This is a genomic window from Pseudacidovorax intermedius (assembly GCF_003350475.1).
Taxonomy (GTDB): Bacteria; Pseudomonadota; Gammaproteobacteria; order Burkholderiales; family Burkholderiaceae_C; genus Xenophilus; species Xenophilus intermedius.
The window spans coordinates 1,252,113-1,265,824 of the sequence record NZ_QQAV01000001.1; the positions used below are offsets into that span (position 1 = coordinate 1,252,113).

At 70.4% G+C, this 13,712-nt stretch carries 17 protein-coding genes; 14 read left to right on the forward strand and 3 right to left on the reverse strand.

What is annotated here, in order from left to right; translation table 11 throughout:
• Positions 1 to 3: 3 nt before the first annotated feature.
• A complete protein-coding gene (locus tag DFR41_RS05560; protein WP_043118356.1) occupies positions 4 to 696 on the reverse strand; it encodes a cytochrome b/b6 domain-containing protein in 693 nt (230 codons plus the stop codon).
• Between the two features lie 187 nt (positions 697 to 883).
• Here DFR41_RS05560 and DFR41_RS05565 point away from each other — a divergent pair, with 187 nt between their 5' ends.
• Complete coding sequence (locus DFR41_RS05565; protein ID WP_017758390.1) at positions 884 to 1,327, forward strand: c-type cytochrome; 444 nt, start codon at positions 884 to 886, stop codon at positions 1,325 to 1,327.
• Between the two features lie 121 nt (positions 1,328 to 1,448).
• Here the strand turns inward: DFR41_RS05565 and DFR41_RS05570 are convergent, their stop codons facing one another.
• Positions 1,449 to 1,946: a TlpA family protein disulfide reductase gene (locus DFR41_RS05570; RefSeq protein WP_114801965.1), complete on the reverse strand. Its 498-nt coding sequence runs from the start codon at positions 1,944 to 1,946 to the stop codon at positions 1,449 to 1,451.
• Between the two features lie 127 nt (positions 1,947 to 2,073).
• Between DFR41_RS05570 and DFR41_RS05575 the strand changes: the two genes are divergently transcribed.
• The 13 genes from DFR41_RS05575 (at position 2,074) to DFR41_RS05635 (ending at position 12,192) form a co-directional block, all read left to right on the forward strand.
• On the forward strand, positions 2,074 to 2,586 hold the full coding sequence (locus DFR41_RS05575; RefSeq protein ID WP_244917656.1) for a hypothetical protein: 513 nt from the start codon (positions 2,074 to 2,076) through the stop codon (positions 2,584 to 2,586).
• A gap of 97 nt (positions 2,587 to 2,683) precedes the next feature.
• On the forward strand, positions 2,684 to 3,145 hold the full coding sequence (locus tag DFR41_RS05580; RefSeq protein WP_114802199.1) for a PTS sugar transporter subunit IIA: 462 nt from the start codon (positions 2,684 to 2,686) through the stop codon (positions 3,143 to 3,145).
• Positions 3,114 to 3,383, forward strand: a complete 270-nt coding sequence (locus DFR41_RS05585; protein WP_043116522.1) for an HPr family phosphocarrier protein — start codon at positions 3,114 to 3,116, stop codon at positions 3,381 to 3,383. Before DFR41_RS05580 ends, DFR41_RS05585 begins: the two co-directional genes overlap by 32 nt.
• The gene (ptsP, locus tag DFR41_RS05590; RefSeq protein WP_114801967.1) at positions 3,380 to 5,158 is read left to right on the forward strand and encodes a phosphoenolpyruvate--protein phosphotransferase; all 1,779 of its coding nucleotides are present in this window, start codon (positions 3,380 to 3,382) and stop codon (positions 5,156 to 5,158) included. The genes DFR41_RS05585 and ptsP overlap by 4 nt, the downstream gene beginning before the upstream one ends.
• 101 nt (positions 5,159 to 5,259) lie before the next feature.
• Positions 5,260 to 5,622, forward strand: coding sequence for a DUF4148 domain-containing protein (locus DFR41_RS05595; RefSeq protein WP_114801968.1), 363 nt, complete (start codon positions 5,260 to 5,262; stop codon positions 5,620 to 5,622).
• A 43-nt stretch (positions 5,623 to 5,665) separates the two neighbouring features.
• On the forward strand, positions 5,666 to 6,136 hold the full coding sequence (locus DFR41_RS05600; protein WP_114801969.1) for a Spy/CpxP family protein refolding chaperone: 471 nt from the start codon (positions 5,666 to 5,668) through the stop codon (positions 6,134 to 6,136).
• Positions 6,129 to 6,698: a DUF4260 domain-containing protein gene (locus DFR41_RS05605; protein WP_244917657.1), complete on the forward strand. Its 570-nt coding sequence runs from the start codon at positions 6,129 to 6,131 to the stop codon at positions 6,696 to 6,698. Before DFR41_RS05600 ends, DFR41_RS05605 begins: the two co-directional genes overlap by 8 nt.
• A gap of 61 nt (positions 6,699 to 6,759) precedes the next feature.
• Positions 6,760 to 7,470, forward strand: coding sequence for a response regulator transcription factor (locus tag DFR41_RS05610; protein WP_114801970.1), 711 nt, complete (start codon positions 6,760 to 6,762; stop codon positions 7,468 to 7,470).
• Positions 7,467 to 8,867 (forward strand): sensor histidine kinase, encoded by a 1,401-nt coding sequence (locus tag DFR41_RS05615; protein WP_114801971.1) that lies wholly within the window; start codon positions 7,467 to 7,469, stop codon positions 8,865 to 8,867. Before DFR41_RS05610 ends, DFR41_RS05615 begins: the two co-directional genes overlap by 4 nt.
• Before the next feature lie 121 nt (positions 8,868 to 8,988).
• A complete protein-coding gene (locus DFR41_RS05620; RefSeq protein ID WP_017758304.1) occupies positions 8,989 to 10,029 on the forward strand; it encodes an NADP-dependent oxidoreductase in 1,041 nt (346 codons plus the stop codon).
• A gap of 70 nt (positions 10,030 to 10,099) precedes the next feature.
• On the forward strand, positions 10,100 to 10,525 hold the full coding sequence (locus DFR41_RS05625) for a hypothetical protein (protein WP_114801972.1): 426 nt from the start codon (positions 10,100 to 10,102) through the stop codon (positions 10,523 to 10,525).
• A 230-nt stretch (positions 10,526 to 10,755) separates the two neighbouring features.
• Positions 10,756 to 11,133, forward strand: a complete 378-nt coding sequence (locus DFR41_RS05630; RefSeq protein ID WP_017762028.1) for a DUF2628 domain-containing protein — start codon at positions 10,756 to 10,758, stop codon at positions 11,131 to 11,133.
• Between the two features lie 213 nt (positions 11,134 to 11,346).
• Complete coding sequence (locus tag DFR41_RS05635; RefSeq protein ID WP_114801973.1) at positions 11,347 to 12,192, forward strand: undecaprenyl-diphosphate phosphatase; 846 nt, start codon at positions 11,347 to 11,349, stop codon at positions 12,190 to 12,192.
• Between the two features lie 36 nt (positions 12,193 to 12,228).
• On the opposite strand, the gene zwf is transcribed toward DFR41_RS05635, so the two are convergent.
• Positions 12,229 to 13,692: a glucose-6-phosphate dehydrogenase gene (zwf, locus tag DFR41_RS05640; RefSeq protein ID WP_114801974.1), complete on the reverse strand. Its 1,464-nt coding sequence runs from the start codon at positions 13,690 to 13,692 to the stop codon at positions 12,229 to 12,231.
• Between the last annotated feature and the right edge of the window lie 20 nt (positions 13,693 to 13,712).

Genomic DNA, 13,712 nt, shown 5'->3' on the forward strand with positions numbered 1-13,712 from the left:
GCATCAACCTTGCAGCGTGGACACCCAGGCGGCCACCGCTGCGCAAAGGGAGAACAACACCAGTCCCAGGGTGCGCCGTGGCAGGTCGTCGCGGCTTTGCGGCACGGCCGTCGCGGCCTGCACGGTCCGGTCGCCCGTCACCATCGCGGGCACCAGGCGTTCGCGCTTGACGACCGCATGGAACGCCACGGCCAGCACATGCAGCACGACCAAGGCGATGACCAACCACTGCCCGGCGTCCTTGTGCCAATCGGTGGCCCAGCTGGACCACGCTCCAGGCACGAACGCAGCGAGCGGGCCGGTGAAGCTGATGGCGTCATCGGCCATGAGGCCGGTGGACACCTGCAGAAGCAGCACCGACAGCATGCCCAGCACCGACAGTGCACCGAGCGGGTTATGGCCCAGCTGCGAATGGGGGTCTGCGCGGCCTCGCAGGTAGGCCATCACCGCGCCCGGTCCCCGCAGGAAGCTGCCGAAGCGGGACCAGTAGCCACCGGCGAAGCCCCACACGAGCCGGAAGAGCAGCAGCGCCAGCGTCGTGTAGCCCAGCCGGAAGTGCCACTCCATCGCACCGGTCTTGGCCGTGACCACCAGCCCGATCACGCAGCCGGCCAGAGCCCAGTGAAACAGTCGCGTGGGCAGGTCCCAGACACGCACGCGCGCGGTCGGGACGGAGGATGCAGCGTTGGATGTCATGGGACGAGGGAAGCGGCGGCAAGGGCCGCACGAGCCAAAAAATGCCCCGCAGATTAACAAAAGCAGTACGAATGCCCGATAAGTCGCTGCCGCACCCGACCATGCACCGGCATGTGGAGGCCGGCCCTAAACTCCCGCAGCCGTCCCCGTCGGTGTGGCGGGGCCACTTTCTACAAGGAATCCCTCGATGTTCCGTTCTCTCGTTTCTGCCGCCGCCGTGGCGATCCTTGCCACGAATGCCGTGGCCCAGCCGACCTTCGCGACGCCGCAGGACGCCATCAAGTACCGCCAGGCCACGCTGAAGGAAATGCAGCAGAACTTCAAACGCGTCGCCGACATGGCCAGCGGCCGGGCCGACTTCGATGCCAAGGTGGCCGAGTCCAGCGCGGCCCGCGCCGCCGAGCTGATCAAGCAGCCCTGGGCAGGCTTCGGTCCCGGCACCGAGGGTGGCAAGGCCAGCCCCGCGATCTGGAAGGAGCAGGACAAGTTCAAGGCCGCGGCCAGCAAGGCCGAAGGCGAAGTGGCCAAGCTGGCCGCCGCCGCCAAGACAGGCAATCTGGACGCGATCAAGGCCGCCATCGGCCCGGCAGGCGCCTCGTGCAAGGCTTGCCACGATTCCTTCCGCGAGTGATGAGCATGGCGGCCCGGCCTGGGCCCATTCCGCCGTCTGCGGCCCTCGTGTGACGCGACTTCGTGCATGCAGCAAAAAGGCGTCCCGCGGGACGCCTTTGTCTTTGAGGGCGGGCCGTGGTTCAGGCCTGCGCCAGCAGCTTCTCGATCAGCTGATGCAGCTCGGCGAAGTCGGGCTCGCCCACATAGCGCTTGACGATCTCACCGCGCTTGTTGACCAGGTAGGTGGTGGGCGTCAGCTTGACGTCGCCCCAGGCCTGCGCGATGGCGCCGGTGTTGTCGATGGCGACCTTGAAGGGCAGGTTGCGCGTCTGCGCGAAGTTCACCACGTAGCTCGGCGGGTCGTAGTCCATGGCGACGGCGACGGTGTCGTAGCCCTGGCCCTTGTATTTCTCGTAGGTGGCGATGACGCGGGGCATCTCGGCCACGCAGGTGGTGCAACTCGTGGCCCAGAAGTTGACCAGCGTCACCTTGCCCTTGAAATCGGCCGTCGACTTGGTGGAGCCGTCCAGCAGCACGAACTTGGAGCTGGGCGCCGGGCTGGTGCCGGACTGGAGGTAGACCGTGGTGCCCACCGCCGCCACGGCCGCCAGCGCGAGCGCATACAGTGCTTTTTTCATGCTCAGGCTGCTCCTCGCATCGACAAGGCCCGGGAGCGGGTCACGGACCGCGCGCGGCAATGGACAGGGAGAGCGGTTTTCATGGAGGCATCCTTCGATGAGGCGTCGGAATTCTAGTTCCGTGTACATGGCTGTGCTGGTACTGCTGGCCGCCTGCAATCCGGTGTTCAACTGGCGTGACGTGCCGCTGGGCGACGGCCTGCTGGTGCTGCTGCCCTGCAAGCCCGACCGTGCCCAGCGCGAGGTCGACCTGTCGGGCCAGGCGGTGAGTCTGGACATGGCCGGTTGCACCGTTGGCGACGTTACCTTCGCCGTGGCGCGGATGGACGGCGGCAACTCGCCCGTTGAGGCCCGGCGCCGTCTTGAGGCCTGGCGCACGGCCGCCCGCGCGCCCTGGCGCGCACGCGGCCAGGTGCAGGAGTCGCCGGCCCGCGTGCCCCGCGCGGCCGAGATGCCGCCGGCCATCGACCTCGTCGCCGAGGGGGAGACCGGCACTGCCGGCCCGCAGCAGGCCCGCATGCGCTGGTTCGCCCAAGTGGATGCCGCCGGCCGCTACACGCTCTATCAGGCCACCGTGCTCGGCCATCCTCCGGACGCGCAGGCGCTGGAGACCTTCTGGGAAGGCCTGCGCCTGCGCTGACGCCCCGTCCTTTCCATGTCAGGGCCGCCGTGCAACCGCCATGCCAGTGCACCGGGCCCTCGGCCCATAATCGATGCCCTCGCCGCCTGCCGCCTGCATGAACAGCATCCTCATCGTCGCCCACGCGCCCCTGGCTCACGCCTTGCGCCAGTGCGCCCTGCATGTCTTTCCCGATTGCGAAGGCGCACTGGCCGCGCTCGACGTCCAGCCCAATGTCTCGCCCGAGGAGTCGCTGGGTGCGGCACGCATCCTGCTGGAGCAGCAGTTCCACCGGGGTGGTTCGCGCTCGAACGTGCTGGTGCTGGCCGACGTGTTCGGCGCCACGCCCTGCAACGTGGCGCAGCAGCTGGTGGACGGTGTGCGCTCGCGGCTGGTGGCGGGGGTGAACCTGCCCATGCTGCTGCGGGCCGTGACCTACCGTCACGAGCCGCTCGACGCGCAGGTGCAGCGGGCCATCGCCGGCGGCACGGCTGGCGTCATGCAGGTGGCCGTGGCCGCCCCCCTCAATCAGGTGAGACGTAAATACAGTGATCAAGACATCCGTGACCATCAGCAATAAGCTGGGCCTTCATGCGCGCGCTTCCGCCAAGCTCACCAAGCTGGCGGGCAGCTTTCCGTGCGAGGTGTGGATCGCGCGCGGCGAGCGGCGCGTCAATGCCAAGAGCATCATGGGCGTGATGATGCTGGCCGCGGGGCTGGGGGCCACGGTGGAGCTGGAGACCGATGGGCCGCAGGAGCAGGAGGCGATGAACGCCATCGTCGCCCTGATGAACGACAAGTTCGGCGAGGGCGAGTGACCATCTCCATCCACGGTCTCAACGTCGCCCGGGGCATCGCCATCGGGCGGGCGGTGCTGGTGGTGTCGAGCCGGCTGGATGTGGCGCACTACTTCATCCAGCCGCAGGAAATCGAGACGGAACTCGATCGCGTGCGAGCGGCACGCGACGCGGTGGCCGAAGAGCTGGAGCGCCTGCGCGCCAGCGTGTCGCAGATGAAGCGCGACGAGGCGCCGCACGAGCTGGCGGGCCTGCTCGAAGTGCACCTCATGCTGTTGCAGGACGAGGCCCTGTCCGAGGGCGTGCGGCACTGGATCGTCGACCGGCTCTACAACGCCGAGTGGGCGCTCACCAGCCAGCTCGAGGTCGTGGCGCGCCAGTTCGACGAGATGGAGGACGAGTACCTGCGCGAGCGCAAGGCCGACCTGGAGCAGGTGGTCGAGCGCATCCTGCGCCAGATGAAGGGCACGGCCGCCGTGCTGGCGCCCCCGCCGCCGCCGCGCAAGACGCCGATCGCCGGCGACGACGAGGCCGATGGTTTCGACGCCCCGCTGGTGCTCATCGCGCACGACCTGTCGCCGGCCGACATGGTGCAGTTCAAGAAGAGCGTGTTCGCCGGCTTCGTCACCGACGTCGGGGGGCGCACCTCGCACACGGCCATCGTGGCGCGCAGCATGGACATCCCGGCCGTGGTGGGCGCGCGCGTGGCCAGCCAGTTGGTGCGGCAGGACGACTGGGTCATCATCGACGGCGACGCCGGCGTGGTGATCGTCGACCCTTCGCCCATCATCCTGGCCGAGTACGGGTTCAAGCAGCGCCAGGGCGAGCTGGAGCGCGAGCGGCTGTGGCGGCTGCGCCATCGTCCGGCGGTGACGCTCGACGGCGAACGCATCGAACTGCTGGCCAACATCGAGATGCCCGAGGACGCCGCCGCCGCCGTCAAGGCCGGTGCGCAGGGTGTGGGCCTGTTCCGCAGCGAGTTCCTGTTCATGGGCCGCGAGGCGCGCCACCTGAGCCGCCTGCCCGACGAGGAAGAGCAGTACGAGGCCTACCGGCGCGCGGTCGAGGGCATGCAGGGCATGCCCGTCACCATCCGCACCATCGACATCGGTGCCGACAAGCCGCTGGACGGCAAGGCAGCGCGTCAGGAGTACCTCAACCCCGCACTGGGCCTGCGCGCCATCCGCTGGAGCCTGTCGGAGCCGGCCATGTTCCTGGCGCAGTTGCGTGCCATCCTCCGCGCGGCCGCCCATGGGCCGGTGAACCTGCTGATCCCCATGCTCGCGCATGCCAGCGAGATCCGGCAGACGCTGGTCTTCATCGACAAGGCCCGTGCTGAGCTCAAGTCCCGCGGCGACCAGGCCGGCCCGGTGCGCCTGGGCGCCATGATCGAGGTGCCGGCCGCGGCGCTGTCGCTGTCGATCTTCCTGAAGCACTTCGACTTCCTGTCCATCGGCACCAACGACCTGATCCAGTACACGTTGGCCATCGATCGGGCCGACGAAAGCGTGGCGCACCTCTACGATGCCTGCCACCCGGCCGTGCTGCGCCTGGTGGCGCAGACCATCGCCGAGGCGCGTCGCCTGGGAAAGGGCGTGAGCGTGTGCGGTGAGATGGCGGGCGACGTGCAGTTCACGCGGCTGCTGCTGGGCCTGGGCTTGCGCAGCTTCTCGATGCATCCCTCGCAGATCCTGACCGTCAAGCAGGAGGTGCTGCGTGCCGACGCCGGCAAGCTGGCCGACTGGGCACGGCAGGTGGTCGAGAGCGACGATCCGGCCGAACTGCTGGGCCGCTGAAAGAAAAGAAACGAAACACGGCGCGACGGCCGTGAAAAGACCGGGCGCGGACCGCTCGGCACCATGAAGGCTCTTTCAACAACCTCTTCGAAAGACCTCTCATGACCAACGTCCGCGCTGCCTTCCTCGCCGTCTCTGCCTTCGCCCTGCTGGGCACGGCGGCCCATGCCGAAACCTACGAGGGCGTGACCGCGCCCGTCTCCGCGATGAGCCGCGACGCCGTGCGCGCCGAAGCGCGCGCCGCCGCCGCCGCGCCCGACCAGAACGTGACCCGCGGCTCGCGCGGCCCCGAGACCGTGGCCGTGTCCCAACCGCGCGCCCGCGTGGTGGCCGACGCCATCCGCACCGCGGCGGCGCCGGACCAGAACGTGAGCTCGGGCTCGCGCGTGAACAGCACCGTGATCTCCACGCTGCCCAACCCGGTCGACGTGCGCGCCCAGTCGGCCGCCGGCTCGCGCCTCTGAGCGCCCTGCCGCACCTGTCCGAGCCACTCCAGGAGCCCTCATCATGAAGTTCCGTCCTCGCATCGCCCGTGGCCTGCTGGCCCTCTTCGGCGGCACGCTGCTGCTGGGTTCGCTCACCGCCTGCGCCGGCCGACACGGCTGGCACGAGGCCGGGGCCGACAGCGGCGCCATGCGCGCCCACATGGTCGAGCGCATCGGCCGCAAGCTGGACCTGGATGCCGACCAGCGCCAGCGTCTCGACACCCTCGCGGCCAAGCTGCAGAGCCAGCGCCAGGCCATGCGCGGCGACACCACCGATGCGCGTGCGCCGTGGCGGGCCCTGTTTGCCGGCCCCACCTTCGACCAGGCCGCCGCGACGCGCCTCGTCGAGGAGAAGACCGCCGCCGTGCGCAGCGGCAGCCCCGAGGTGATCGCCGCGCTGGCCGATTTCTACGACCACCTGCGCCCCGCGCAGCAGCAGCAGGTGCGCGACTTCATCGAGCAGCGCGGTGGCCGCTGGTCGCGCCATGGCTGAGGCCCTGCTGGGCCGGCAGGCGGACTGGGCGGCGGCGGAAGTGGGCCATGGCCCGGCCTCGGGCGAACACCCGGGCCCGGATCCGCGCGCCGAAGCCCGCGCCATGGGGGAGGCCGAATCGATGGCGGGTCGCCGCAACCCCTCGCATCGGGCGGTCCCCACGGTGGATGCCGGCGCCGTCCAAGGCGGTGTGCGCCTGCTGCTGCGCGCCGAGGGTGCCGCGCTGCTGGTCTTCGCCGTACTGGCCTATACCCAACTGGCGCCTGGCCAGTGGGGCCGTTTTGCCGCGCTCCTGCTGCTGCCCGACCTGGCGATGCTGGGCTACCTGGCCGGCCCGGCCATCGGTGCGCGCGCCTACAACGCCGCCCACAGCGTGGTCGGCCCGGTGCTGCTGGCAGCGGCCGGCTTCGCCTTGCCCACGCAGGCGGCCATGCTCTGGCCGCTGGCGGCGATCTGGCTGGCGCACGTCGGCCTCGACCGCCTGCTCGGCTACGGCCTCAAGTACGGGCGCGGCTTCGGCCACACGCACCTGGGTCGCCTCGGCCCACGCGACCCATGGTGATGGCCGCCAGCGCAACGCACGCGACGGCGGTGCGCGCGACGCCCCTGGGCACAATTCCGCCATGTCCACCGACGCGCCCCGCATCCTGCTGATCGACGACGACGTGCACCTCGGACCGCCGCTCGCGAGCTATTTCGCCCGCTTCGGCTGCTCGCTCGACTGCGCGCTGCGGCCCAGCGAGGGGCTCGCCAAGCTGCGTGCCCACCCCTACGACGCCGCCATCCTCGACGTCATGCTGCCGGAGATGGACGGCTTCGCCCTGTGCCGGCAGATCCGTGCCGACAGCGACATCCCCATCGTCATGCTCACCGCCCGCGGCGACGTGATGGACCGCGTCGTGGGCCTGGAGCTGGGCGCCGACGACTACCTGCCCAAGCCCTTCGAGCCGCGCGAGCTGGTGGCGCGCGTGCAGACCATCCTGCGCCGGCAGCGCGTGCGCCCCGCCGCGGCACCCGCGTCTGCGCAGCGCCATGATTTCGATGGCTTGGCCATCGACCTCGACCGCCGCGAGGTTCTGCGCCACGGCGAGCGGCTGGAGCTGACCGGCACCGAATTCGAGCTGCTGGCCCTGCTCGCCTCCGAGCCCGGCAAGGTCTTCAGCCGCGACGACATCCTCAACCGGCTGCGCGGCCACGAGGCCGAGCTGTTCACCCGCGCGGTGGACATCGTCGTCAGCCGCCTGCGCCGCAAGCTGGAGCCGCTGGACTGCATCAAGACGCTGCGCAACGCGGGCTACACCCTCGCCGTCGGGCGGCTGGGCGAGGGCGCATGAGGCCTCGTCCCGGCACACCGCCCGAGGGCTGCGATGGCCTGCTCCCCCGCCGCCTGCAGCGCCGACGCCGCTGGCGCCAGCGCTGGAGCCATTCCCTGCGGCTGCGGCTGGTGACGCTCTTCGTGGTGCTCGCACTGGCCATGACGGCCGTCTTCCTGGGCGGCTTCCGCGCGGCCTTCGGCAGCACGGGCTGGCGCGCGGTGGCCCAGCCGCTGCTCAGCGACTACATGGGGCGCGTGGTCGACGAGATCGGCAGCCCGCCCAGCGTCGAGAAGGCGCGCGAGCTGGCCGCGCGGCTGCCCATCTCGCTGCGCATCAGCGGGCCGGTGGTCAACTGGGCCTCCGATCCCGACGACGAGCGCCACCGCCGGCGCGACTGGCTCACCCCGCGCGTGCCCACCGCGGCGGGCGAGGACCCCTGGTACGTGCGCCGCACCGCCGACGGCCACCGCATCACCTTCGGCTGGAGCCCGCGGCTGATGCAGCAGGCCAACGACGGCTTCGACGGGGTGATGGTGGCGCTGGTGCTCGGCCTGATCCTGCTGGCCTACGGCGTGGTGCACAAGCTGCTGCGGCCGCTGGAGGACATCCGCGCCGGCGCCGAGCGCTTCGGCCGGGGCGATTTCTCGCGCCCCATCCCGCTGCGGCGCCGCGACGAACTGGGAGAGCTGGCGCAGCACATCAACACCGTGGCCGAGGACATCAAGCGCATGCTCGACGCCAAGCGCGCGCTGCTCCTGGCCGTGAGCCACGAGCTGCGGTCGCCGCTGACACGGGCCCGCCTCAATGCCGAGCTGCTGCCCGAGACGCCCGAAGGCGCCGCCGAGCGGGCGGCCCTGCTGCGCGACCTCAACGAGATGCGCGACCTCATCAGCGACCTGCTCGAAGGCGAGCGCCTGTCCAGCCCGCATGCGGCCCTGCAGCGTGAGCCCGTCGACCTGCCGGCCCTGGCCCGCGAGGTCATGCAGGAGCTGGTCGCGCGCGGCCTGCCCTTGGCCGAGGCCGTGCAGGTGGACGCCGCCTCCGACCTGCCGGCGCTGTCGCTGGACCGGGCGCGCGTGCGGCTGCTGCTGCGCAACCTGCTGGCCAATGCGCTGCACCACGGCGCCGGACCGCAGCCGCCCCGCCTTTCGCTGCACCGCGCACCCACGGCGCCGGATGAGCCCGACGGCGTCTGCATCGAGGTGCGCGATTTCGGCCCCGGCGTGCCCGAGGATCAACTCGAACGCCTGGCCGAGCCCTTCTACCGCCCCGACAGTGCGCGCGCGCGGGGTGCGGGTGGCGGGGGCGTGGGCCTGGGCATGTACCTGTGCCGGCTGGTGGCGCAGGCCCATGGCGGCCGGCTGGACCTGCGGCTGGCGAAGCCGGGCCTGGCGGTGACCGCGCTGCTGCGTTGAGGCGCAGGCCGGTGGGCCCTTGCGCCTGTCGCCTGCGCAACCAGCCGCCGTCAGGCCGCTGGCTAGCATGCCCGCCACGGCCTGATCGGCCCCCGACGACAACGCACCAGGAGACATCCGCATGACCGCCGCCACCCCCAACCGCCAGTTCCGCCTGGCCCGTCGCCCGCAGGGCGCCGCCACGCGCGAAGACTTCGATTTCATCGCCGACGGCCCCGTCCCCACGCTGGAGGAAGGCGGCGTGCTGGTGCGCACCGAACTGCTGTCGCTCGACCCTGCCATGCGCGGCTGGATGAACGAGGGCCGCAGCTACATCCCGCCCGTGGGCATCGGCGAGGTGATGCGCGCCGGCGGCATCGGCCGCGTCGTGGCCTCACGCAATCCCGGCTTCGCCGAAGGCGACGCCGTGTCCGGCCTGCTCGGCATCCAGGACTTCGCCGCCTTCGGCCATGCGCAGATCCAGCGCGGCGACGTCCGCCGCATCGACCTGGCCGCCGGCACGCCCGGCCAGTGGCTCAACGTGCTGGGCATGCCCGGCATGACGGCCTACTTCGGCCTGCTGGACGTGGGCCTGGCCAAGGCGGGCGACACCGTCGTCGTCTCCGGCGCCGCAGGTGCCGTGGGCCAGACGGTCGGCCAGCTGGCCAAGATCAAGGGCTGCCGCACCGTCGGCATCGCCGGCGGCCCGGCCAAGTGCGACTGGGTGGTGAAGGAGCTGGGCTTCGACGCCTGCATCGACTACAAGGCCAGCCCGCAGGCCGTACGCGAAGGCCTCAAGCAGCACGCGCCGCGCGGCGTGGACGTCTACTTCGACAACGTCGGCGGCGACATCCTCGACACCGTGCTCGCCAAGCTGGCGCCCAAGGCCCGCATCGTCATCTGCGGCGCCATCAGCCAGTACAACAACGCCAACAGCGCGCCCACCGCCGGCCCGCGCAACTACCTCAGTCTGCTGGTCAACCGCGCGCGCATGGAAGGCATGGTGGTGTTCGACTACGCCGACCGCTACCCCGAGGCCATCGCCGAGCTGGCGGGCTACCTCAAGGACGGCCGCATGAAGAGTCGCGAGGACGTGGTCGACGGGCTCGAGAACTTCCCGGAGGCGCTGGGCAAGCTGTTCTCGGGCGGCAACTTCGGGAAGCTGGTGCTGAAGGTGGCCTGACACCATCGGGCGGTGCGTCCGCGTTACGCTGCGGGCCCCTTCCGTACTTGCCCAGGAACACCTTTTGCCCATGAAGCCTGCGTCGCCCATTGCCGCCGCCCTCCTTGCCGCCTGCGCCGCCAGCTCCCATGCGGCCCTGCAGGAGGACTTCCGCTGCCTGAGCTCCTCCGGGCCCAAGCCGATCTCGCTGGAATTCCGGCAGGTCGTCGACACCAATGTCGAGTGGAGCGGCGGCTACGTGCTCTACAAGGGCTCGAAGAAGGCCATCCCCATCGTCGTCGCCAGCAGCCGCACCACCGACCGGCCCGAAGGCCGGCCCTGGGCCTTCGAGGACCGCTGGGTCGAGGTGTTCGAGGGCAGGATCAACGGCGTCTACACCGTGCGCCGCCAGGGCGCCAACATCACCGACTTCACCTACACCTCGGCCAAGGACGGGCGGGTGTTCTCCTTCTCGCAGGACATCGCGCACACCGGGGCGCAGTCCTGCAACTGGTGAGCGCCACCGTCCTGCGCCGGCGCGTCTGCAGCGCCAGACCATGACCCCCGCCGGCTTCGTCGCCACCCACGCCGGCTGAGCGGCCGCGGTGCGGCTGCGGCCGCCCAGCACGCGGCGCTGCGCCCACCTCGGCCACGCTCGACCGCATGGGCGACCTGGCACAAGGCGAAGGGGCCTTTGCCGTTGTACCGTGTTCGCGTCACAGGGCGGCTGCGGCCGATGAGGGAATCATGAGGACCTACAACGTGTACACGCATCCGACGCACGGCCTGGAGGCCGTGAAGGTCGGCTTCTCCTGGCCGGCCTTCTTCTTCGGCCTCTTCTGGATGCTGTTCAAGAAGCTCTGGCGGCGCGCCGGCCTGTGGTTGGCGGCCTATCTCGTCCTGGCGCTGATCGAGAACGTCACCGACCGCGCCCCCGAGAGCGGTACCCAGGCACTGGTCTACCTGCTGCTCAGCGCGGGGTACTTCGTGCTGTGGCTGCTGCCCGCCTTCAAGGGCAACGCCTGGCGCGACGCCGACCTGGTGCGCCGTGGCTACGACAGGCTGGCGACGCTGGAGGCCGACACGGCGGATGCGGCCCTGGCGCATGCGGCCCGGCCGGTGTGAAAGAAGTGCCTCGCCGCGGCGTCCCCGGATGAAGGGGCCATCGGCTCGATCACGGCGAACCCCGTGATGGGCCGCTTCAGCTGCCGCGCAGTCGCGTGGCCGTCAGCTTGTCTGAAGAGAATCGACGGCTCACCGGACGAATGAGGGGTGGTCGCGCGGGCCATGCCAGACCGCCGGCGGTACTGAAATTACTTCGACATCCTGTCCGCGACCATGAACGCCCTCCAAGTCGCCCTCCTGGCCCTCATCCAGGGCGCCGCCGAATTGCTCCCGGTTTCCAGCTCTGCGCACGTGATCGCTGCCGAGAAACTGATGGGGCTGGACCCGACCACGCCCGAGATGACGATGCTGCTCGTCATGCTCCACACCGGCACGATGTTCGCCGTCATCGCCTACTTCTGGCGCAGCTGGAAGAAGGCCTACTTCGGTTCATGGGCCTCCTTCAGGCAGAACGCGACGGCCGTGGTGCTGGCCACGATCTGCACGGGCGTCGTCGGCCTCGGGCTGCAGATCGCCATCAAGCACTGGGTGCTGGCCTCCGATCCGCAGTTCGAGATCGAACACCTGTTCGGCAACTCGCGCCTCATGGCCGCCGCGCTGGCCGCGGCGGGTGTGCTGATCATTGCGGCGTCCTTCATCCCCGAGCGGGCCGGCCGGCGCGTCGGCGGCCCCTCGGCGATGCTCATCGGCGCCGTGCAGGGGCTGTGCCTGCCCTTCCGCGGCTTCTCCCGCTCGGGCGCCACCATCTCCACCGCCATGGCGGTCGGCATCGAGCGCCGCAAGGCCGAGGAATTCAGCTTCGCGCTGGCCGTCGTGCTGACGCCCGCCGTCATCGTCAAGGAGGCGCACCGGCTGCTCACGGCCTCGGGAACCGGCCATGCGATGGCCGTGCAGGACCTCGGGCGCGTGCTGGCGCCCAGCGCCTTCGGCATGGTGCTCAGCTTCCTCGCTGGACTGGCCGCACTGCGCTGGCTGTCGTCCTGGCTGGAGTCAGGGCGCTGGTACCTCTTCGGTGCCTATTGCCTCGTGGCCTCGGCCTTCGTGCTTTGGTTGGGGTGAGCTGAAAGCACAGGGCGCAGCGGACGGGTCAGGGGCTCAGCCCTGACCCTGGCTCGTCGGCCGCCACGCCCGCTCGAAAGGGAGGCGCCACGCATGCGGCGCGATCAGCTGGTGCACCGGCTTCGGGCCCCAGGAACCGGGCTGGTAGAGCCGCACCGGCGGCGGCGCCTCCAGCAGCGGCTGCGACACCTCCCACAGCCGCTCGATGCCCTCGGCGGTGGTGAACAGCGTGCGGTCGCCACGCATGGCGTCGAGGATCAGCCGCTCATAGGCCTCCAGCACCTCGTGCACATAGCCGGTGTCGTTCATGGCGAACTGCAGGCTCAGCTTGTCCAGCCGCATGCCGGGCCCCGGGCGCTTGCCGTAGAAGGACAGCGACATCTTCGACGCGTCCGCCAGGTCGAAGGTCAGGTGGTCGGGCCCCTGCGAGCCCACGCCGCTGCCGGCCGGGAACATGCTCTTGGGCGGCTCGCGGAAGGCGATGGAGATCACCCGCTGCCCCTCGGCCAGCCGCTTGCCGGTGCGCAGGTAGAAGGGCACGCCGGCCCAGCGCCAGTTGTCGATGTGGCACTTGAGGGCGACGAAGGTCTCGGTGTCGGAGTCCGGGTCCACGCCTTCCTCCTGCCGGTAGCCGGCGTACTGGCCGCGCACCACGTCATGGGGCGGGATCGGCAGCATGCTGCGGAAGACCTTGTTCTTCTCCTCGCTGATGGGCGCGGGCTCCAGCGAGGTGGGCGGCTCCATGGCGACGAAGCCCAGGATCTGGAACAGGTGCGTGACCACCATGTCCTTGTACGCGCCGGTCTGCTCGTAGAAGGCGCTGCGCTTGCCCAGGCCCAGCGTCTCGGGCACGTCGATCTGCACGTGGTCGATGAAGGTGCGGTTCCAGATCGGCTCGAACAGGCCGTTGGCGAAGCGGAAGGCCAGGATGTTCTGCGCTGCTTCCTTGCCCAGGAAGTGGTCGATGCGGAAGATCTGCTCTTCCTCGAACACCTCGTGCAGCCTGGCATTCAGGTCGCGCGCGCTGGCCAGGTCGGTGCCGAAGGGCTTTTCCATGACGATGCGTGCGCGCTCGACCAGGCCGGCCTCGCCCAGCGTGCGCACCACCGGCAGTGCGGCCTTGGGCGGCACGCTGAGGTAATGCAGGCGGCGGGATTCGGTGCCCAGTTCGGCCTCGGCCCGGGCCACGGCCTCGGCCAGCGCCGGCGCACCGGCGGACAGCGGCACGTAGTCCAGCGTGGCGGCGAAGGCCTCCCAGGCCGCCTGGTCGACCTTGCGGCTCCCGAACTCGTCCAGCGCGGCGCGGGCGAAGCGGCGGAAGCCCTCGGCATCCAGGTCGTCCAGCGAGCAGCCGACGATGCGCCAGGCGGGAATGAAGCCGGCACTGCACAGGTGGAAAAGCCCGGGCAGCAGCTTGCGCCGCGCCAGGTCGCCGGTGGCACCGACGAGCACCACCACCTGGGGAAAGCGTGGGCCCACGCCGGGTTGGATCTTGGCCATGAACGATGTCCTCTCTTCTT